The 19,646-nt window shown below is 66.4% G+C and carries 18 protein-coding genes; 4 read left to right on the top strand and 14 right to left on the bottom strand.

Translation table 11 applies throughout. The features are described from left to right. Positions 1-49: 49 nt before the first annotated feature. From Q9293_RS12360 to Q9293_RS12370, 3 genes are all read right to left on the bottom strand, one after another. Positions 50-1,405: an efflux RND transporter periplasmic adaptor subunit gene (locus Q9293_RS12360; RefSeq protein WP_306246910.1), complete on the bottom strand. Its 1,356-nt coding sequence runs from the start codon at positions 1,403-1,405 to the stop codon at positions 50-52. Positions 1,406-1,413: 8 nt separating this feature from the next. Next, the gene (locus Q9293_RS12365; protein WP_306246912.1) at positions 1,414-2,802 is read right to left on the bottom strand and encodes a TolC family protein; all 1,389 of its coding nucleotides are present in this window, start codon (positions 2,800-2,802) and stop codon (positions 1,414-1,416) included. 85 nt (positions 2,803-2,887) lie between these two features. Continuing rightward, positions 2,888-3,283: a hypothetical protein gene (locus Q9293_RS12370; RefSeq protein ID WP_306246914.1), complete on the bottom strand. Its 396-nt coding sequence runs from the start codon at positions 3,281-3,283 to the stop codon at positions 2,888-2,890. Positions 3,284-3,419: 136 nt separating this feature from the next. On the opposite strand from Q9293_RS12370, the gene Q9293_RS12375 reads away from it, so the two are divergent. Next, the gene (locus Q9293_RS12375) at positions 3,420-4,487 is read left to right on the top strand and encodes an FAD-binding oxidoreductase (RefSeq protein WP_306246916.1); all 1,068 of its coding nucleotides are present in this window, start codon (positions 3,420-3,422) and stop codon (positions 4,485-4,487) included. 253 nt (positions 4,488-4,740) lie between these two features. On the opposite strand, the gene dctA is transcribed toward Q9293_RS12375, so the two are convergent. From dctA to dcuS, 3 genes are all read right to left on the bottom strand, one after another. Beyond that, entirely contained in the window at positions 4,741-6,048 is a 1,308-nt protein-coding gene (gene dctA / locus Q9293_RS12380) for a C4-dicarboxylate transporter DctA (RefSeq protein WP_306246918.1), read from the bottom strand. 202 nt (positions 6,049-6,250) lie between these two features. Next, the gene (locus tag Q9293_RS12385; protein ID WP_306246921.1) at positions 6,251-6,967 is read right to left on the bottom strand and encodes a response regulator; all 717 of its coding nucleotides are present in this window, start codon (positions 6,965-6,967) and stop codon (positions 6,251-6,253) included. Further along, positions 6,964-8,574 (bottom strand): DcuS/MalK family sensor histidine kinase, encoded by a 1,611-nt coding sequence (gene dcuS / locus Q9293_RS12390; RefSeq protein WP_306246923.1) that lies wholly within the window; start codon positions 8,572-8,574, stop codon positions 6,964-6,966. Before dcuS ends, Q9293_RS12385 begins: the two co-directional genes overlap by 4 nt. A gap of 209 nt (positions 8,575-8,783) precedes the next feature. On the opposite strand from dcuS, the gene Q9293_RS12395 reads away from it, so the two are divergent. Further along, on the top strand, positions 8,784-9,614 hold the full coding sequence (locus tag Q9293_RS12395; RefSeq protein ID WP_306246925.1) for a nitrilase-related carbon-nitrogen hydrolase: 831 nt from the start codon (positions 8,784-8,786) through the stop codon (positions 9,612-9,614). On the opposite strand, the gene Q9293_RS12400 is transcribed toward Q9293_RS12395, so the two are convergent. The 5 genes from Q9293_RS12400 to Q9293_RS12420 form a co-directional block, all read right to left on the bottom strand. Then, a complete protein-coding gene (locus Q9293_RS12400) occupies positions 9,611-10,102 on the bottom strand; it encodes a hypothetical protein (protein ID WP_306246927.1) in 492 nt (163 codons plus the stop codon). The two genes, Q9293_RS12395 and Q9293_RS12400, sit on opposite strands and share 4 nt — an antisense overlap. A gap of 61 nt (positions 10,103-10,163) precedes the next feature. Next, positions 10,164-11,771, bottom strand: a complete 1,608-nt coding sequence (locus tag Q9293_RS12405; protein WP_306246929.1) for a M1 family metallopeptidase — start codon at positions 11,769-11,771, stop codon at positions 10,164-10,166. Between the two features lie 42 nt (positions 11,772-11,813). Next, positions 11,814-12,146 (bottom strand): hypothetical protein, encoded by a 333-nt coding sequence (locus Q9293_RS12410; RefSeq protein WP_306246931.1) that lies wholly within the window; start codon positions 12,144-12,146, stop codon positions 11,814-11,816. Continuing rightward, complete coding sequence (locus Q9293_RS12415) at positions 12,128-12,682, bottom strand: hypothetical protein (protein WP_306246934.1); 555 nt, start codon at positions 12,680-12,682, stop codon at positions 12,128-12,130. Before Q9293_RS12415 ends, Q9293_RS12410 begins: the two co-directional genes overlap by 19 nt. Continuing rightward, the gene (locus tag Q9293_RS12420; protein WP_306246936.1) at positions 12,642-13,154 is read right to left on the bottom strand and encodes an aldo/keto reductase; all 513 of its coding nucleotides are present in this window, start codon (positions 13,152-13,154) and stop codon (positions 12,642-12,644) included. The genes Q9293_RS12415 and Q9293_RS12420 overlap by 41 nt, the downstream gene beginning before the upstream one ends. 99 nt (positions 13,155-13,253) lie before the next feature. Between Q9293_RS12420 and Q9293_RS12425 the strand changes: the two genes are divergently transcribed. Then, on the top strand, positions 13,254-13,895 hold the full coding sequence (locus tag Q9293_RS12425; RefSeq protein WP_306246938.1) for a MarC family protein: 642 nt from the start codon (positions 13,254-13,256) through the stop codon (positions 13,893-13,895). Between the two features lie 118 nt (positions 13,896-14,013). Continuing rightward, positions 14,014-14,768 (top strand): IS5 family transposase gene (locus Q9293_RS12430; RefSeq protein ID WP_372342157.1). Its coding sequence is split into 2 segments (ribosomal slippage): positions 14,014-14,350 and positions 14,350-14,768, totalling 756 coding nucleotides; the frame shifts between segments, so codons are not numbered across the junction. A gap of 176 nt (positions 14,769-14,944) precedes the next feature. On the opposite strand, the gene Q9293_RS12435 is transcribed toward Q9293_RS12430, so the two are convergent. The 3 genes from Q9293_RS12435 to Q9293_RS12445 form a co-directional block, all read right to left on the bottom strand. Further along, entirely contained in the window at positions 14,945-15,376 is a 432-nt protein-coding gene (locus Q9293_RS12435; protein WP_306246940.1) for a nucleoside 2-deoxyribosyltransferase, read from the bottom strand. A gap of 1 nt (position 15,377) precedes the next feature. Continuing rightward, the gene (locus Q9293_RS12440; RefSeq protein ID WP_306246942.1) at positions 15,378-17,447 is read right to left on the bottom strand and encodes a S46 family peptidase; all 2,070 of its coding nucleotides are present in this window, start codon (positions 17,445-17,447) and stop codon (positions 15,378-15,380) included. A gap of 104 nt (positions 17,448-17,551) precedes the next feature. Continuing rightward, a complete protein-coding gene (locus Q9293_RS12445) occupies positions 17,552-19,609 on the bottom strand; it encodes a S46 family peptidase (RefSeq protein ID WP_306246944.1) in 2,058 nt (685 codons plus the stop codon). Positions 19,610-19,646: the final 37 nt, after the last annotated feature.

Below are 19,646 nucleotides of genomic sequence, written 5' to 3' on the forward strand. Positions count from 1 at the left end.
CGTCGGGTGTTCGGGGTCGTAGCTGGCGTGTCCGCTCATGGTCGCCCCCTCAATGCCGATGCTCGCCCGCAGGGGCAGGAGTGGGTGTGGAAGGCCCGGCCTGCCGGCTCAGATGGGCCAGGGCCGCCTTCAGGCGGGATTCAGAATCCACCAGGAAGTTGGCACGCACGACCACTTCCTCACCAGCCCGGAGGCCGGAGCGGATCTCGACCTTCTCGCCCAGCCCGGTGCCGGTGCTGACGGCGCGGGGCTCGAACCGGCCCTCTCCCAGCGACACGAACACCACCTTGGTGGTGCCCGCATCCAGCACCGCATCCAGGGGCACGATGAGCCCCTTGCGACCCTGGGCCATGAGGCGGACGTCGCCGAACATCTCAGGTTTCAGCTCGCCGTGCGGATTGGCGAACTCCAGCCGGGCCCTGGCCGTGCGGGTCTTGGGATCCATGCTGGGATCGATGAAGGCCACGCGGCCCTTGAAGGTCTTCCCTGCCGACGAGGCCACCGTGAGCTCTGCGGGCATGCCTACCTTCACGCGCCCCAGCTCGGCCTCGTAGATGTCCGCCTGCACCCAGACATGGCCCAGGTCGGTGATTTCCAGGGGGATGTCAGCGGAGGTGATGCGGGCCCCTTCCACCACGTTCTTGGCCGTCACCACGCCCGAGATGGGGCTGCGCAGCGTGAGCGCACGCTGCACCTCGCCGGTCTTTTCGAGGCGATCCAAAGCCTCCTGGGGGACGTCCCAGAGCTGCAACCTTCGGCGGGCGGCCTCCAGCAACTCGCCTCCGCTGCCCTGCAGGCTTCCGCCCGCCAGGGCCTTCTGGGTTTTCTGGGCCAGCAGGAATTCGCGCTGGGCGCTGACAAAGTCGGGGCTGTAGAGGCTGAACAGGGGCTGGCCTTTGGCCACGGGCTTGCCCACGAAATCCACGAAGAGCTTCTCCACGAAGCCCTCGACCTTCACGTTCACCTTGCGGACGCGGGTCTCATCCACCACCACACGGCCCACTGTGCGCAGTTCGCCCCCGACCTCGCCCTCGACCGCCTTTTCGGTGCGCAGGCCGATGAGCTGCTGGCGCTCATGGTCGATGACCACCGCCGCGTGGGTGTCCGTTCCGGTTCCCTCTTTCCCGTGCTCGCCCGGATGGGCCAGAGCGCCCCCTTCCATGGGCACCAGGTCCATGCCGCAGATGGGGCAGGTGCCCGCATGATCCTGGATGATCTGCGGGTGCATGGGGCATTGGTACATCTGCTTCTTGGCTGCGACCTGACTGACGGCTGACGCCGCCGGGTTGCGGAAGAGCAACATGCCGCCGGCACCCACCACGAGACCAAGGGCCGTAAAAGCGATGGCGCGGATGGAGAAGGTTTTGCGGGCAGAGGGATCGAAGGAAGGCTTCTCGAGGCTCATGGAATCTCCTACATCTTGGTCATGGCGGGGCCGGCGTCCTGAGCGCCGCCTGCGGCGGCACCCGGGGTCCTGGCGGATGTCGTCGGCGCGGCGGAAGCCCCAGAACCCATGGCGGCGGAACCCAGGGAGCCGCCCGCTACAGAGGCCGTGGCGCCCAAGGCCGCCTCGCGCAGAGCGATGTGCTGGGCCTGCAGTTGGGCGAGGGTCTGCAGGAAGGCGCCCTGATCACTCACCCAGCCGTTGAGGGCGTCCAGCGTGCTCAGGAAGGGAGCCCGGCCCGCCTCGTACTGGGCCAGAGCCGACTTGAAGCTGGCCTCGCTCTGCACCAGCAGGCCCTGGCGGTAGAGCTCGCGCGTGCGGCGCAGGGCCTGGATCTGGAGGCTGCGCTCCTCGGTGCGCTGCCGCAGCAGCGAGCGCACGGAATCGACTTCGGCGCCCTGCCCCTGGCGGTGGTGCTCGTGCTCGGCCACGGCCCGCTGCTGCTTGTGGCGGCCGTAGATGGGCAGCGACATGCTGACGCCCACCTGCCACATGGGATCGAGGCTGCCCCGAGGCATCAGCCCCGCGGTCACGGCGAAATCCGGCCGACGGTCCAGCTTCGCCAGATCCAGCTGGCGCTCGGTCTGCCGCACGGTGGCCCGGGCACCGGCCAGTTCGGGACTGATGGCCTCCACCGCCTCGGGCCCCAGCAAGTCGGGCTCCGGCAGATCCGCCAGACTGGCAGAGGTGTCGATGGAATCCGCTGGCTCGTGCTGACGCAGGCGGTTGAGCCCGGCCACCGCGGACTTCTCCTCAGCCTCCAGCGCCCAGGTGGCCACCTGCAGGCGGGTGCGCTCCAGCTGCGCCCTCAGCAGATCGCCCTGGCTGCCCTGCCCCACCTCGTAGCGGGTGCGGGCCAGCTGTTCGGCCTGCTCGAGGAAGGTCCGCTGCTCCGCCTGCAGGGCCTTCTGGCCGCGGATCAGCAGCAGGTTCGTGTAGCCCCGGCGCACGTCGGCCTCCAGGCCCAGGCGCACCCGCGACCGCGCGGCCTCGGACACTTCCACGCCGATCGCGGCAACCTCCTTGCGCAGGCCGCGCTTGCCGGGCCAGGGGAAGGGCTGGGTGAAGGCGACGCTGTAGAAGCTGGTCTCCATGCGGCCCACCTCCAGCCGCTTGAAGCCGTCGTTCTGGAGGCCCAGCGACAGGGAGGGATCGGGCAGCACACCCGCCTGGGGCACGCGCTCCTGATCCATGCGGACGGCGGCGGCCGCCTTCTGCAGATCCGGATGCGAGTCCAGCGCCTCGCGCAGCAGGGCCGACAACACGGGATCGGCAGATGGAGATTCGGTGGGAGGGACCTGGGCCAGGCCCGGCGCGAGAAGCACCAGGGCCGGCCACAGGCGCGAGGGCCTGGACATGGAAACTCCGGGAAAGATCAACAGGACAAGGGGCCCGAGCCGCATCGATTCGCGGCGTTCAGGCAGAGCTCCGCTCAGTCCCTGATCAAATCCGGAAGGTGCTCAACCCAGCCAAGTGGCGGCCCAGGTCGGGCGCGCGCCCCCGGAGGCTGCTCCCCACAACAGGGGTTTCACCCTCAGCATTGAAGGTCGCCCAAGTGGCGGGCTCGGGCCTGGCCTCCACACGCCGCTGCGCCTGGGTCCGGCGGGTGGCCGGCGCGGCCACGACAGCCGTGCGTTCGCTGCAGGCGTTCTGGGAAGGGCCACGGTTCCCTTCGGGCTTGGGGCAGGGGCAGGCATCCTCCATGCCCGTGGGTTCGCCACAGCAGCAGGACTCATGCGTCAATGCCGCCGCGGAACCAAGCGGCTCAGCGGTCCAATCCCCCAGCCCGCCGCCCAGGAGCAGCGCGAGCATCAGGATGGCGCGCAGAACCGTCCGCACGGGAAAACCTCCGAAGATCTCATGATAGGACCTCCACCCATGTGGCAACACGGAATCCTTGACGGGGGTCACAGGCCGGGAGGTCAGAACGGCCCCGGAACCGGGCTGGCACCGGCTTAGGCGCTAGGATGATTCCATGGGCAAGGTTGAGACGGCAGAGGTGGCGATCATCGGCGGGGGCATCGCGGGATTAAGCCTCGCCTACCACCTCGCTCGGGCAGGCCAGGGCGGCATCGTCCTGCTGGAGCGGGAGGATCAGCCCGGCACCTACGCCAGCGGCCACAACGCCGCCGTGGCCCGTTCCCTCACGGGCCGCGACGAGCACACAGCGCTCACGGTGGAAGGGCGGCGGCGCCTCGCCGAGGCCGACCTCCTGAGCCCGGGCGGCGGCCTGCTGGCCAGCGCCGAACCCGGCCCCCTGGATGCCTTCGAGGCCGAGGCGGCCCGCCACGGCGTGGAGGTGCAGCGCGGGCCCGGCATCCCCCTGCCCGGCCTCCGGGCCGTCGAGCACCTGGCCATTCCGGGCGATGGTGTCATCGACATCGCGGGCCTGCTGCGCGCCTGCGCCGAGGGCGCACGGGCAGGAGGCGCCGACCTGCGCTTCGGCTGCGCCCTCCAAGGCCTGAAGGCCGATGCGACAGGTTTCGACCTGGATACCGATCAGGGGCCCCTGCGGGCGGCCACCCTGGCCATCGCCGCCGGTGCATGGGCCGGAGAGCTGGGGCGGTTGGCTGGTTCCAACATTCTCTTCACGCCGCTGCGGCGTTCTCTCGTGTGGAGCGGCGCGGCGCATCCCCAGAACGAACCCTGGGCCTGGTGGGTGGATCGCCCCTTCTACCTGCGCCCCGAGAGTGGCGGCCTGCTCATGTGCCCCTGCGAAGAAGCCGCCGTGGCCCTACCTCCGCGCGGCCGTCAGCCGGAGACTGATGCCGCCGTGCTCGAGGGCCTCTACGGCAGCCTGCGGGAACTGGCGCCGCACCTGGCGGAGCGGCCGGTCACCCGTTACTGGACGGGCATCCGCACCTTCGCCCCGGACCGGCGCTTCGTCCTCGGCTGGGATCCCTGGAACCCGCGCTTGTTCTGGTCCGCGGGTCTGGGTGGCCACGGCATGACCAGCGGCTTGGCCGTGGGAGCCCACGCGGCGGATCAATTCCTCCGGCGTCAGCCCCAGGGCCCCCTCGACCCGGCCCGATTCCGCGCCTGATACCGGGTTGCCGCAGCTTCCTTTGGAAAAGCTTTTTTGTAAGCGGAGGAGAACGGAGGGGCTGAGGAAAGCGGAGAAAGAAAAGGCATTTGGCTTTACTTTCTCCGCTTTCCTCGGCCCTTCCGCAAACCTCCGCTTCCAATATTTCTTTCTTGGGCCACCGATACCCACGGGTGACCACGGATGAAGGTCTGATCGATCTCCATCCGTGGTCAAAACCTTATTTCCATCCGCTCGCTCTAGGTTGGAAGCGTCACTCCACGCCGGCGGCCAGAACGGGTGCTTTCACCGCGGGTTCTGACGCCTGCTTCCGCCCAAGGGTGGCGTGGAAGGTGTCCCAGTCCAATTCCTTCTCCCAGCTGGCCATGACCACGGCGGCGATGCAGTTGCCGATGTGGTTGGTGATGGCGCGGGCTTCGGACATGAACTTGTCGATGCCGAGGATGAGCGCCATGCCGGCCACGGGAATGCCCGGCACCACCGCCAGGGTGGCCGCCAGGGTGATGAAGCCCGAGCCGGTGACGCCAGCCGCGCCCTTGCTGGTGATCATCGCCACTACCAGGATCGCCATCTGCTGCCCCAGGGTGAGCTGGATGCCCAGGGCCTGGGCGATGAAGATCGAGGCCAGGGTCATGTAGATGTTGGTGCCATCCAGATTGAAGGAATAGCCCGTTGGAATGACCAGGCCCACCACGGATTTCGAGAGGCCCAGCTTTTCCATTTTCTCCATGAGCGGGATCAGGGCCGACTCGGAGGAGCTGGTGGCCAGCACCAGCAGCAGCTCGCTCTTGATGTAGCCCACCACCTTGAAGATGTTGAAGCCCGCCAGCCGCGCGATGAAGCCCAGCACGAGGAAGACGAAGATGGCGCAGGTGGCGTAGAAGAGCAGGATGAGCTGCGCCATGGGCACCAGCGACTTCAGCCCGAACTTGCCGATGGTGAAGGCGATGGCCGCTCCAGCGCCGAGGGGAGCCAGGTAGAGGATCTGGTTCATGACGCCGAAGAACATCTTGCTGAGGTTCTCCAGGAAGCCGATGAGCGACGCCTTGTATTTGTCATTCATGGCGGCCACGGAGAAGCCGAAGAGCACCGAAATGAGCAGCACCTGCAGCACGTCCCCTTCCGTGAACGCGCTGAACACCGTCTTGGGAATCATCTTCAGCAGGTGGTCCGTCACCGTCAGGTGCTGGGCCTGGGCCACGTAACCCGCCACCAGTTTCGGATCCAACTTGGAGGGATCCGCGTGGAAGCTGCGCCCGGGGCCGAACACGTTGGCCATGACCAGGCCGATCACCAGGGCCAAGGTGCTCACCACCTCGAAGTAGAGGATGGCCTTCCCGCCCACACGGCCAGCCTTCTTGATGCTGCCGGACCCGGCGATGCCCAGCACCACGCTGCAGAGAATCACCGGCGGAATGAGCATCTTGATGAGGCCGATGAAACCATCGGCGAGGGGCTGCATCTTCACGGCGATGATGGGATAGAAGTGGCCCAGCAGCGCGCCGAGGATGATGGCCACTGCGACCCAGTTGTACAGCTTCGAGGCGAATTTCTTCATCATGTCGGTCTCCCTTTCAGGCTTTGGATGGGAATGGAGTGGCGTGAACCGGCGCGTGCGGCACAGGTTCAGGGGCCAGCCGGAAAGGCAGCCAAAGGAACTGCGGCAGCAGTGGGAAAATTCACATGACCTCCGGGTGGTTAACCCATGCTGCGCCACCGGCAGGTCTTCTGCGGATTTCGGAAGTTGATTCGGGCTTTTGGAACTAAAGGAAGCGGCGCAACGCTTCCATCCGGGCCTTCAGCAGGCGGTACCGATGCACCGGGCGTCCCATGCCGCCGTAACCGGGCTCCATCTTCAGGACCTTCAGACCGCAGAGGTACTCCAGGTATTTCCGCACGGAGACACGGCTGATGCCGACAAGCCCCGCCTGCTCCTCAGAGGTGAACCAGGGCGAATCCCCGGGCAGGTCGAGGATGGATTGGCAGACCCGCGTGAGCGTGGCCCGATCCAGCCCCTTGGGCAGATCCACCTCGCCTGCGGTGTCCCGGGGGCGCCGGCTGAGGGCCGCGTCCAGCTCGCTCTGGCTGAGGGCCTGCTCCGTTCGCACCAGGCGCAGGGTCTCGCGGTAGCCCTCCAGGGCCTGCTGCAACCGCTCGAACTCGAAGGGCTTGATCAGGTAGTCCACCGCGCCGAGCTTGAGGGCCTTGCCGATGGTCCGAGCATCCCGGGCGGCGGTCACGAAGATCACGTCCACATCCAGGCCCAGGCTGCGGATGTCGGCCATCAGGTCCAGCCCCGTCTGCCCGGCCATGAAGATGTCCAGCAGCAGCAGCTCCACGGGCTGCTCCCGGAGAAGCGCCAGTCCCTCTGCCGCGGTGCGAACCGAAGCCACCACCTGGAAGCCGCCCACGCGGTCCACATAAATGCGGTTCAGCTCCGCCACCATGGGATCGTCTTCCACCAGCAGCACACGGATCACGGAAACGCCTCCCCGGGGAACAAACGGATCGAGGCCTCGAAGACCGCGCCTCCGCCTTCGCGGGCATGCGCCACCAGGCGACCTCCTCGGGCCTCCACGGTGCGGGCCGCATGCCACAAGCCGAAACCACGGTTATCGCCCTTGGTGGAGAAACCCCGCTCGAACAGCCGCTCGGCACTCCCTTCAGGCAGGCCCGGCCCGCTGTCCTCCACCCGCAGGCGGAGCCAGTCCTCTTCCTGCCACAGGCCCAGCACGATCTCCCGCCGGGGCGCCCCCTGCAGGGCCTCCACGGCGTTCTCCAGCAGGTTCCCCACGATGGTCACGATGTCGTGGGCTTCCGATTCGCCCGGGCAACGGGGCACGGAGGTGGCGTCATCCAGGGTCAGCAGAATGGCCTGCTCCCGGGCTGCCGCGAAACGCGCCAGGAGGAACCCTGCCACCACCGGATCCTTGACCCGCTGCAGCACGTAGCCCACCTCATCATCCAGGCGGCCGGCAATGCCCGCCACGTAGGCTTTCAGCCGCTCCTGTTCGCCGAGCTTCACCAGGCCCAGGATCACGTGCAGCTTGTTCATGAACTCGTGGGTCTGGGCCCTCAGGGCATCTGCGAAATGGCGCACTCCCGTGAGCTGCTCGGCCAGGCGGCTCACTTCGGTCTTGTCGCGGAAGGTGGCCACGGCCCCGGCGATGCGCCCATCCACCAGCACCGGCACCCGGTTGCTGAGGATCTTCAGTCCATTGATGTCGCCTTCCTGGTCGTACTGAGGCTCGCCGGTTTCCACCACCGTGCGCATGCCCTTCACCGGGATCGCCTCCTCGTGCCGGCGGCCGACCAGATCCCCGTGAATGCCCGCCAGCGCGAAAAGCCGCGTCGCCTCCTCGTTGACCAGGGTGATGGTCATGTCACGGTCCACCGCCACCACGCCTTCCCGCACGGACTGGAGCAGGGCGCTGCGCTGCTGCAGCAAAGTGGCGATCTCCGCGGGCTCCATGCCCAGCAGGATCTGTTTGATGCGACCGGCCACGATCATCGCCCCCGCGATGCCCGCGCAGAAGCCGATGAAGACGCCCAGGGCCACCCGCTTCCGCAGGCTGAGAACGGTGCGGTCCAGTTCCGTCACCAGAAGCCCCACGGCCACCGCGCCGATCTGGCGACCGTTTTCGGGATCCACTACCGGCGTGAAGGCCCTCAGCGAAAGCCCCAGGGTTCCCCGTGCGGCGGACACGTAGGAGCGCCCCTTGAACACCTCCGCCTCGTCGCCTCCCGCAAAGCGGGCGCCGACCTGGGCCGGGGTGGGATGGGTGAGCCGGATCCCGTTCATGTCCATGACGGTGATGTAGTCCACCTTTGCATCCAGACGCAGGCGTTTGGCGTAGGCCTGCAATTTGGCCGCAGGCCACTGGCCGCTGAGCCCCTTGATCACCGCATCGGATTCCGCCGCGGCCCGGGACAGCAGCACCAACCTTTCAGTGAGGGATTCCCGGGTTTGCCGCTCGATCTTCCAGTTCACCATGAAGCCCGTGGTCACCAGCACCAGGGCCAGCACCGTGGCCACCAGGAGGGTGATCCTGGCCCGGAGCCGCAAGATGGGCCGCTTCCTCGACATGATGGAACGCCTTCCGGAAGTGAATGGGAAATGCCTGCGCAAAGCCTCGGGAAGGCTGGATCCGCCCATGGAATCCGCGCCATCCCGGTAGGCCTCTCTGCTGGGAACTGTGTGGGGAAAAGAACTGCTGACATTCAACCACACAACCAACGGCTGCGATTGATCCGGCTGGGCTCCCCCCCGGCGCCTCCGGGCGGTAGGATCAACCCATGGCCGCATCCTCCCTTCGCATCGCCCTGATCCAACAAGACACCGTCTGGCAGGACCCGGAGGCGAACCTGGCGCGGGCCCGCGTCTTCGTGCAGGCAGCCGCCAAGGCTGGGGCCCGGGTGGCGGTGTTCCCAGAACTCTTCACGCTGGGCTTCACCATGGCGCCGGAACCCTTCGCAGAAAGCCTTCCGGGGCAGACCAGCGACGCCCTGTCGGCGCTGTCGCGGGAATTCAACCTCTACCTCATCGGCACCGCCGTGGAGGCCAACGCGCCCCATCCGCGCAATGCAGCCTTCGTCACCGGCCCCGATGGTACGCTGATCGCGACCTACCGCAAGATCCACCCCTTCTCCTACGGCGAGGAGAACCGCCACTACAGCGGCGGCACCGAGTGCCCGCTTTTCAAGATCGACGGCATCCCCTGCGGTCTGCAGATCTGCTATGACCTGCGCTTCCCCGAGCCCTTCCGCAGTCTGGCGGGCCGGGGCGCGGAAGTCGTCTTCATCCCCGCCAATTGGCCCCAGCGGCGCATCTCGGCGTGGTCCACCCTGCTGGCGGCCCGGGCCATCGAGAACCAGATGGCCGTGTGCGGCGTGAACCGCGTGGGCCGCGATCCCCATCTGGAATACCCCGGCTGTTCTGCCATCCACGATGGGTTTGGCGAGATCATCGCGGCTGGCGATGCCAGCGAAGGCCTGGTGGTCGGCGACCTCGACCTCCTGAAACTGCGGGCCTGGCGCGAACGGTTTCCCGCCCTGCGTGACCGTCGGCCCGAGGTCTACGCGGACCTGGCGCTTCCCGATGGACCAACGAAAACCGGCGGATTTTAGCTCTTGGCCTTCCACACCCGCAGCAGCGGGTAGTGGCGGGTGCCATCAGGATCATAGGTCTCGCCGCGCAGCTCGCAGCGGGGGGTGTTGTTGTGGGCGGGCACAGCCAAGCCCATGTGGACGCAGCCGCGCTCGATGATCAGCTGATCCACCGTGGCCATGAAAGTGGGATGGTCGGCCAGCTTGTTGAAAGCCTCCTCCACGCTCATGCCGTGAGGCAGCATGTCCACGCCCAAGGCCAGCACGTGGGCGGACGTGTCGCTGGATTTCAGCGCGCGGTTGACCTCCAGGGGGCGCCAGCAGCAGGAATTGCTGAGGCCCACGTTGAGGATGGCCCGGGCCTCCTCCTCCTTGGCGTTCACCTTGCGGATGTTCTCGAGGATGTCCGCCGGTGGATTGGAGAGATCCACGCCCAGCTTGGCGGCGCTATCCGAATGGAGGTAATCGAACCACACGAAGTGTTCGCTGATGGGATCAGACAGATTCATGGGAGATCCTGGGGTTTTGACCCAAGATGCGCCGAGGCCTCCCCTTGGTCAAGCGCTGGTTCTAGGGTGCGCTCCGCTCCAACCGGCTGGGCGCATCCACCAGCGCCACGGTGCGGGGGTCCAGCTCGATGAAGGAGGGCGCAGCCTCGGCGGGGAACGTGAACCGGTGCTGTTTCTGGGACAGCTCCACGGTTTCCTTCTGTCCCCCCAGATCCAGCCCCAGCGGGAACTGGAAGGCCTCTGACGCCTGCGTCTGCTGCAGGTCCAGGATCACCTGTTTGGCCACCGAGTCGTAGGTCCAGCGGCCTGCCAACTTCGGCACGCCAGGGCGGGTCAGCCACTGCCGGAAGAAGGCCTCCAGGTTCCGGCCGCTGGCCTCCTCCATGGCATGGCGGAAATCCTGGGTGGTGGCGTTGCCGTGCCGGTGGCGCAGGAAGTAGATCCGCAGGCCCTTCCAGAAGGCATCGTCCCCCACCTGGCTGCGCAGCATGTGCAGCACCCATCCTGCCTTCTCGTAGACGAAGGGGTTCAGCACCTTCTCCATGTCGGCCAGGTTGCGGTGGATGATGGGCGTATCCGGCATCCTCACTTCCGCCGCGATGACATCCTTCCGTTCCCGTTTCAGCGAGGCGACAAAGGCTTCCCGCCCCTGCGCGTGCTCCTGGAAGCAATTGGCGAGGTAGGTGGCGAAGCCTTCGCTCAGCCAGACATCATCCCAGTCGGCCTCGGTGACGGCGTCGCCGAACCACTGATGGGCCACCTCATGGGCCACCAGGAAGGTGAGAGGCATGCCGCGAAAGGAGGACTCACCATAGGAAATGGCCGTGGCGGATTCCATGCCGCCGTGGATGCCCGCGGCCTCCACATTGGCCAGCTTGTCGTAGGGAAAGGGGGCAATGCGGGCGCTGTAGAAGCCCACCACCTGCCGCGCCGGTTCCTCCAGGGCCTGCCAGGCGCTGTCGCGCTCCTGGGGGAACACCCAGCTTTCGAGGGCCAGCGATCCGATGGGCGCCGCGTGGTGGACCGCGAAGGATCCAAGGCCCAGGGTGTACAGCCAGACCGGCAGGGGCTGGTCCTGCTTCCAGTGGGTGCGCCGCTTGGCGCCAGGCAGATCCGTGGTCTCCACCAGCAGGCCGTTGGACACCACCTGGTGCTGGGCGGGGGCAGTGACGATCATCTCGGCGGTGGCCTTGTCCGACGGATGATCCACCACGGGCAGCCACTGGTGGGCCTGGTTCGGCCAGCTCTCGCTGAAGACGCAGCGCTCCCCGTGCTTGTTGGTGAGGAACTTCAGCCCCGCCGCAGGACGGCCGCTGTAGCGGACCTCCACGGAGAGCACCTCCCCGGCCTTCCGATCTGGGCCCAGGGGGACATGGAGGCGGTCGCTCTCATGGCGGAAGGTCACGGGCTTGCCCTCCACGGTCACGGCCGAGACGGTCATGCCCTTACCGTCCTTGGCAGAGGCCAGGTCGAGGATCAGCTCCGACACCCCATCCTGGCGCAGCCCCGCCACGGCGGTGGTCTGCCCCAGGATGCTGTCGGCATCAGCACTCAGCTCGAGGCGGAACACGTAGTGCTGGAGGTCGATGCCGGGCTGGCGGGGATAGGTATCGGCCCCGAGGGGCGACAGGGTCAGAAGGCTCGCGAGAACCAGGAATGCCACACGCATGGATGCCTCGGGGTTGGCCTCCAGTCTAGCGGCCTTCAGCCCTCACTTCGGCGGATTGGCCGGAGCATCCCGCTTGTACCAGGAGGCCTGCCCATAGACGGGCTTCACCTTCTGCTCCAAAGCTTCCAACTGCGCGGGGCTGGCCGGCAGGAAGGAACGGGCGATGGCCACGTTCTCCTCCAGTTGGGCGACGGTGTCCACGCCGATGATGACCGTGCTCACGGGATGGCTGAGGGTGTAGCGCATGGCCTCCCGCATGGTGAGGGTGCCGGGGCGATCATGCTTGGCGGTGCCGCGCTGCTGCTCCGGCGGCGGGGGCTGGACGCCCTCGAGGATGCGGCCCCGGGCGGGGATCTTCATGCCGATGATGCCCATCTCCTTCTCGACGGCCAGGGGCAGCAGCGTCTTCTTGAAGGGCAGGTGCCAGGTGTCGGCGGCGTGAGGGCTGCTGACAAAACCCCACGGAGCCGCGCGAGGGTCGCCGGGCGAGCGAGGCGAGGAACGCGAGTCGAAGCGTAGCAGGTACTACGCGCGACGAGCGTGACGCGGCATCGCGACGCCCGCCGCCCCTCGCCCGAAGGGATGAAGCCAGGCAGGCGCTCCGCGGCGTCAGGCCCCTTGAACAACGAGTCACGTTGCCCTGCGGGCCCTTCCTTGCGGTGCATCCTGCCTGGCTTCATCGCGGCGTCGTCGGGTTTTGTCAGCAGCCCTTCGGCCATGAGCACCGTATCGAAGGGGAAGCGGCGGATGGCCTCGGCCAGAATGTCGGGATCCGTGTGGCCGCTGAGGCCCAGGAAGCGGACCAGCTTTTGATCCCGGGCCTTCTGGAAGGCTTCCAGGGCGCCGCCCTTGGCGCAGACGCACTCGACGTCATCCATGGTGCTCATGGCATGGAGCTGCCAGAGGTCCACGTGATCCGTCTGCAGCAGCTTCAGGGAAGTCTCCAGCAGCCGCAGGGAACCGTCCGCCGTGCGGTCGTGGGTCTTGGTGGCGAAAGGCCTCCTTGCGCCGGCGCTTCATCACCTGGCCGAAGTAATGCTCACTCCAGCGGGCCTCGCCGCCGTAGCGGGCGGAGGTGTCCAGGTAGTTCACGCCCAGATCCAGGGCCCGTTCGATGAGAGGAATGGCCACCTTTTCGTTGTCGGACTTTTCGATGGCCGCCTGCCCGCCGAGGCTGAAGAGGCCCACCAGGTGCCCGGTGCGGCCCAGGTTGCGGGTGGGCATGGCGGCGGCGGTGGCGGGGTTGAAGGGGCCCTCGGGCAGACGCTTGGCCGCTGGTGGATCCTCCGCGGAGGTGGCGCCCAGCCTCGTGGCAATCAGGCCCGCGGCTGTGGCGGCGCCCAACTTGAACAAGTCGCGGCGAGTGGTTCCGGTATCCGGCACGGCCCCCTCCTGGATCGGAAAGGCCTAGTATCGCGCCATATGGTCCTCATAGGTCAGGAATGGGTAGGATCATCTCAGCGTGTGAGCTCGGAGTCTGACTTGACCTTTTTCCTGAACACCATGTTGTTTGCGTTCCTGGCGCTGTTTCCCATCCTGAACCCGCCGGCCATGGCGCCGGTCTTCCTGCAGCTCACGGGCGGTGTAAAGGAATCCCAGCGCAATCACCTGGCAGCCCTCATCGGCTTCTACACCTGGGTATTCCTCACCACCCTCCTGGTGGTGGGTGGCTGGATGCTCAAGCTCTTGGGCATCTCCATTCCCGTCATCGCCATCGCCGGGGGACTGCTGCTCTTCCACAGCGCCTGGCACATGCTGAACCGCGATCCCAAACTGAGCGAATCCGACAAGGCCGAGTTGCAGACCTACCTGCTGGACCAGGCCTTCTTCCCCCTCACCATGCCCGTGACGGCGGGCCCCGGCGCCATGGCCGTCACCCTCAGCCTGGTGCCCCGCGGTCCCATCTGGCATCCCCAGACGCTCATGAGTTTCCTGGGCACCACCTGCGGCATCGGCCTGGCCGCGCTCACCGTGTTCCTCTTCTACCGCTACGGCACCAAGGTGATCCGCAAACTCGGAGCCACCGGCGAAGCCACCATCACCCAGATCTCGGCGTTCGTGCTGCTGGCCATCGGCGTGCAGATCGTCTGGGGAGGCTTGCGGGAACTGATCCGCGGAATTTAATACCAGCTCGCCGTCAGCGCTAGGGCCTGTTTTCAAAGTCAAGAAAGGCAAATGGACGTAAGGGGTTGTACAAATTGCCTAACTGCGGTACCTCATGGGTATGACGTTGAGGTAGAGCGTGGCGAGAACTTTTCTGACTGAACGAATGTGGGCCAGGCTAGAGCCTCTGCTGCCGAGCGAGCAGGGTGGAATGGGGCGCCCTCGCCTGGACAATCGCCCCATCGTTGAAGCGATCCTCTGGAAGCACAGAACGGGAGCGCCCTGGAGAGATTTGCCTGAATCCTTCGGACCTTGGAACACGGTCTTCACGCGCTTCAATCGGTGGAATCGGAGCGGAGTCTGGCAGCGGGTCCTCGAAGCCCTTCGAGGTGAAGCGGATTGCGAATGGGTCATGGTCGACGGAACCGTTATCCGCGCCCATCAGCATGCGGCTGGTGCAAAAGGGGGACCTACATCCAAGGGCTTGGCCGCTCGCGCGGCGGTTTCTCGACCAAAGTCCACCTGATCGGGGATGCCCACGGCAACCCCGTCGATTTCGTGCTGACACCAGGCCAGTCGCACGAGAGCAAGCAACTCGGAAGCCTATTAATGGGCCGGGAGGCCGGGGCTGTTCTCGGTGATCGTGCCTACGACGGAAAGTCCTGCCGGGATCAGATCGCGTCTATTGGAGCAGAGGCAGTTGTTCCACCTCATCCATGCAGGAAGGATCCAGCCGCCTTCGATAAGCATTTCTACAAGGCCCGCCACGCCGTCGAGAACCTGTTCGCGAAGCTCAAACAATACCGAAGCCTCGCTACCCGTTACGACAAAACCATGCGCAACTACAGCGCCATGGTCGCCATTGCCTGTGTCCTTACCTGGCTCCGACTTTGAAAACACATCCTAGAGATCCACCACGGAGCCACAGAGCCCACAGAGACGGCACGGAGGCCTCTTTGTTCCTCCCCATAGGCAGGCCAAAGGCCACTTCCGGCCAGGCCGGAAGCCTTCGCAGGCGCAGTGCCTCCGCGATGGATCCTTGACGGTTGCTGGCGGAACAGTACGAGGCGCTACCAGGTCATGCGCCCGGCCTCGGTGAGGAAGGCCTCCATCTGCCCGCAGGCTTCCTCCATGGTCCCGTAGGTTCGGAACACGAATCCGGGATGCTGAATGCCCGTAAGCATCTTGCTGACCCGGACACCCGCCCGGGCCAGACAGAGGATGGGTCGCCCCCGGCCCAGGGCTGAGGCAATCTCGAAGCCCACGCCGTGGGAGGGCGTGGACACTTCGGCGATGAGGGCCTCGCAGGTCCACAGCCAGGCCATGTCGCGTTCGTAGATCTCCTTGGGCGAAACCTTCCCCTCCTGGCCCTCGATGGCCGGAGACGCGAGATGCTCCGTCAACACCCGGTGGCCGAGCGCCTTGAGGTGGGCCACCAGAGCCGCGTAGGCCGGCTGATCCTGGCGGCCCCCGGTGAGGGAGCAGGAGAAATAGAGATCCACGTTATTTCCCTGCGATTTCATCCGCAAGATGGTCCGCGTCCATGATCTTGCGCAGGGCTTCGAGGATCGCGCGCGCATCGGTGGCCACGGCCCGCTTGGTGTCGGCGTCGTAGACGTAGTAGCCGCCCTGCCCTTCGTAGACGCTGTCGAAGTTGATGCCCACGAATTCACCCTTCACGTTCACCACGGGGCTGCCGCTGTTGCCCCCCACGGTGTCGCAGGCGTAGATGAAATTGAAGGGCGTTGTGAGGTCGAGCTTGGCCTGCCGGTCCAGCCAGCGCTGAGGCAGCGTCCAGGCGCCTTCCTCCGCAGCCGCGGCATTGCCGCCCCAGCCCAGGTGCCGGTCGTACATGCCCATGTAGGTCGTGAAGGGCTGGGCCAGGGTGCCGGTGCCGTTGTGGTAGGTGGCGACGGGACCATAGCCCAGGCGCAGGGTGAAGGTGGCGTCGGGGTAGAGCGCCTTCCCGAAGGCCTTGAAGCGCGCTTCCGCGATGCGGCCCCCATGCTCGGTGAACACGCTGGTGACCTCGTCCTCCACCTGCTTGCGGATGGCGCGGTTGAAGGGATCCAGTTTCTTCGCCAGCTGGATCATGGGATCGGTGCTGGCTTCCAGGGCGGCCTTGCCGCCCTCGGCCAGTTGCTTGCGCACGGTCGCATCCTCGAGGCGGCTGCCGTCCACCGCGGCCTTGGCCACGGCCTCGGGGCTCTGGCCGCCCAGCATGGCCACGACGAAAGGATGGTTCGCGCCCAGCTCATCCTTGGCTTCCTGCAGGCTGGCCGCCAGCAGCGCGGTATCCACGGCTTTCTGGACCGGGCGGGGGGACACCAACCGGGCCTTGGTGGCCTTGAGGTTGCCCTCGCTGAATTCCGTGAGCCGCTGGGCGGTGGGCTTGGCCTCCTCTTCTGCGAGACGCACCAGGGTGAGCGCGTGGCCCAGCAGGGTGACGCGGCCGGTGCCCGTGAAGGCAGATTCCTTCAGGAGAGCCTTCTGCCGCTCCACCGCCAGGGAGACACGATCCCAGCTGCCGCCGATGCGGGCCATGAGGGCGGGATCCTTGGCCACGGCGGCCTTGAGGGAGGCCTCGGCCTCGGCCACCTTCTTGAGGTTCTCGGGCTTGGCCAGGCCCAGCAGCTGGCCGCTGAGGCGCTTGTAGCCGTTCTCGATGCCGTAGATCACCTCGGCGGCCACGCGGCGGGCTTCGGGAGACGTGGCCGAAAGGGCCTGGAGCGCGGCCTTCTGCCGGTTCAGGGATTTCAGCTGGAAGGGAATCCCGATGTCGCGGGCGTAGACCATCTGGGCGTGGGTCTGCTGGCGAAACGTGGTGCCGGGATGGCCGGAAATGAAGGTCAGCTCGCCCATGGCCACGCCCTTGGGCGCGAAGGGCAGGATGGCCTCGGGCCGGTAGGGCTGGTTGTTCTCGTAGACGCGGAAGAGCGAGAAATCCAGGTTGTGGCGCGGGTAGGTGTAGTTGTCGGGATCACCGCCGAAGGCGGCCACCTGCAGCTCGGGCGCCGCGGCGAGGCGAACGTCCGTGAACTTCTTGTAGCGGTAGAGCCAGTACTCGCCGCCTTGGTACAGCGTGACCGGCTCGCAGGTGAGGCCGGTGCGTGCCTCCTCCTGCTTGCGGAGGTCGGCCAGGGCGTTGCGCCGGGCCGTGAGGGCATCCTTCTCGGCGGTGCCCGACTTCACGGCCCCGTTCACTTGCGCCGTCACGTTCTCCATGGAGACGAGCATCATCAGTTCCAGGCCCGGCACCTTGATCTCGTCGGCGCGGGTGGCGGCGGTGAAGCCATCGCGCACGAAATCCGCCTTGGCGCTGGACACCTGGGCGATGGCGCCCCGGCCCACATGGTGATTCGTCACCACCAACCCATCCTTGCTCACGAACGCGCCCGTGCCGCCAGGGAAACGCACCGTGGCCAGCTGCAGGTTCTTCAGCCAGGCTGCCTCAAGGCTCACGCCGTAATTCGCCTTGATCTTCTGCACGGGGATGTTGTCGAAGGTCCACATGCCCTCATCGGCGCGGAGCGCGGGCAGAGCGAGCAGAAGGGCGAGGGCAGTGAGGCGCATGAAGGCTCCCAAGAAAAATCGGTCCACAGATTCCACGGATTTCACAGATTTCAAAGAGGCATGAATCTGTGTGAATCTGCGAAATCTGTGGATAAAGGTCTTTGCTACTTGCCGGTCAGCTCGGCCACCAGGTGCTTGGCGTCGTAGACCTTGGCGAGGGCCTCGACGATGGCGCGGGCATCGACGGAGAGGCAGCGGTTCACGCGGGAATCGAAGTAATAGCGGCCCGCATTGCTTTCGATGTTGCCGTCGAAGGCCAGGCCCACCAGCTCACCGCGCTTATCCACCACGGGGCTGCCGGAGTTGCCGCCGATGATGTCGTTGGACGAAATGAAGTTGTAGGGCGTGAACAGATTCAGCTTGTCGCGGCGCTCAATCCAGCGCGGGGGCAGTTCCCAGGATCCCTCCTCAGCCTTGGGCCCCCAGGCCGCCGCGCGGTCGTACAGGCCCGCGAAGGTGGTGAAGGGCTGGGCCAGGGTGCCGGCACTGGGATAGGTGGCAACCGCGCCGTAGGACAGGCGCAGGGTGAAGGTGGCGTCGGGATAGGTGGTGGTGCCATAGACGGCGAAGCGGGCCTTGGCGATCTTCGTGAGGTGCTCGGAGATCACCGCTTGCAGGGCCTGCTGCTTCTTCTGCGTCGCCTCCAACCGGGGCGCCAGCTGCCGGGCCAGGGTCAAGGCGGGATCGGCGCTCTCCAGGATGGCCTTGGGATCGCCGTCGATGAGGGCGGCCCGCGTGGCCGGATCCAACAGCTTGGTGCCAGCCACCAGGGCCTTGGCCGCGGCCTCGGGCGTCTTGCCACCCAGGAGGACCTGCACCACGGGGTGATCCGCGGGCAGTTCCTGCTGCGCGGAGGCCAGGGTGCCCTGCAGGGCCAGCTGTTCCTGCTCCGCCTGTGGGGGCTCATCCCCCTTCAGGCGCTGCTTCATGGCCGCAATGCCCTTCTCATCTCGATACTGGGGCAGACGCTGGTCGGCGGGTTTCTGCATCTCGGTGGCGTACCGGGTGAGGGCGATGGCGGTGCCCATCACCTCGTCGCGGAAGGCGCCTGCCAGGAAGGTCTCCCGGGCCAGGGCTTTCTGCTGGGCCACGGCCTCTTCGATCCTCGTCCAGCTGTCGCCTGCCAGGGCCTTCAGCTTGGGATCCGCGGCCACCTTGGCGCGCAGTTCGGCCTCGGCGGCGGCAACCTTGGCCATGGCTTCCTTGTCCTTCAGGCCATCGGTCTCGCCCACGACGACCTTGTAGCCATTCTCAATGCCCATGATCTGGGCCGAGACTTGGCGCGCCTGTTCCTCGCCCTTGGCCGCATAAGCGTGAAGCGCCGCACGGCCCCGATCCAGCGAGCGGATGGTCATGGGATTGGTCACATCCCGCTTGGCCTCCATCTGGGCCAGGGTCTCCAACCGAGAGGTGCGGCCGGGATGCCCCACGGTGAACGTGAGATCCCCAAACGCGATGCCCTTGGCAGTCCAGGTGAGGTGGTGCGCAGGGGCGTAGGGCTTGCCGTTCTCGTAGACACGGAAGAGGCTGAAATCCAGATCGTGGCGGGGCCAGCTGAAGTTGTCCCAATCCTTGCCGAAGGCGGCCACGCCGTACTCGGGGGACATGACCAGCCGCACATCGGTGTGCTTCTTGTAGCGGTAGATCCAGACCTGGCCACCCTGATAGAGGGAGACCGGCTGGCAGTCCAGGCCCGTCTTGGCGCTCTGCTCTTTCACCAGGGCCGCCAGGGCCGCGGCCTTGGCCTTGGCCGCCGCCTGCTCGTCGGCGCCAGCGGGCACGGCCTTTTCAACCTGCTCGGTGACGTTCTCCATCTCCAGCAGGGTGAAGAGGGCCAGGCCCGGCACCTTGATCTCCTGCTCGCGGTTCATGGCCACGAACCCATTCTTCACGTAGTCGTGCTTGGCGTCGGAGACGGACTGCGTCCAGCCATGGCCCACATGATGGTTGGTGAGTACCAGCCCATCCTTGCTGACGAAGGAGCCGGAGCCGCCGGGGAAGCGCACCGCCGACAGCCGCACGTGATCCAGCCAGGCCTGATCGGGCGCCCAGCCGTACTGGGCCTGGATCTTCTTGGTGGGCAGGTTGTCAAAGGTCCACATGCCCTCGTCGGCGCGAAGCGCAGGCAGGGCGAGCAGAAGGGCCAGGGCGGTGAGGCGCATGGGAACTCCAGGAGGAAAAGATTGATCCACAGATTCC

This window comes from Geothrix sp. PMB-07, assembly GCF_030758935.1.
Taxonomy (GTDB): Bacteria; Acidobacteriota; Holophagae; order Holophagales; family Holophagaceae; genus Geothrix.

What these genes read in the sequence shown, in the direction of transcription:
- Q9293_RS12360 (WP_306246910.1), bottom strand. Translation starts at nt 1,405, where the DNA reads ATGAGCCTCGAGAAGCCTTCCTTCGATCCCTCTGCCCGCAAAACCTTC.
- Q9293_RS12365 (WP_306246912.1), bottom strand. Translation starts at nt 2,802, where the DNA reads ATGTCCAGGCCCTCGCGCCTGTGGCCGGCCCTGGTGCTTCTCGCGCCG.
- Q9293_RS12375 (WP_306246916.1), top strand. Translation starts at nt 3,420, where the DNA reads ATGGGCAAGGTTGAGACGGCAGAGGTGGCGATCATCGGCGGGGGCATC.
- dctA (WP_306246918.1), bottom strand. Translation starts at nt 6,048, where the DNA reads ATGATGAAGAAATTCGCCTCGAAGCTGTACAACTGGGTCGCAGTGGCC.
- dcuS (WP_306246923.1), bottom strand. Translation starts at nt 8,574, where the DNA reads ATGTCGAGGAAGCGGCCCATCTTGCGGCTCCGGGCCAGGATCACCCTC.
- Q9293_RS12395 (WP_306246925.1), top strand. Translation starts at nt 8,784, where the DNA reads ATGGCCGCATCCTCCCTTCGCATCGCCCTGATCCAACAAGACACCGTC.
- Q9293_RS12400 (WP_306246927.1), bottom strand. Translation starts at nt 10,102, where the DNA reads ATGAATCTGTCTGATCCCATCAGCGAACACTTCGTGTGGTTCGATTAC.
- Q9293_RS12405 (WP_306246929.1), bottom strand. Translation starts at nt 11,771, where the DNA reads ATGCGTGTGGCATTCCTGGTTCTCGCGAGCCTTCTGACCCTGTCGCCC.
- Q9293_RS12410 (WP_306246931.1), bottom strand. Translation starts at nt 12,146, where the DNA reads ATGGGCATCATCGGCATGAAGATCCCCGCCCGGGGCCGCATCCTCGAG.
- Q9293_RS12440 (WP_306246942.1), bottom strand. Translation starts at nt 17,447, where the DNA reads ATGCGCCTCACTGCCCTCGCCCTTCTGCTCGCTCTGCCCGCGCTCCGC.
- Q9293_RS12445 (WP_306246944.1), bottom strand. Translation starts at nt 19,609, where the DNA reads ATGCGCCTCACCGCCCTGGCCCTTCTGCTCGCCCTGCCTGCGCTTCGC.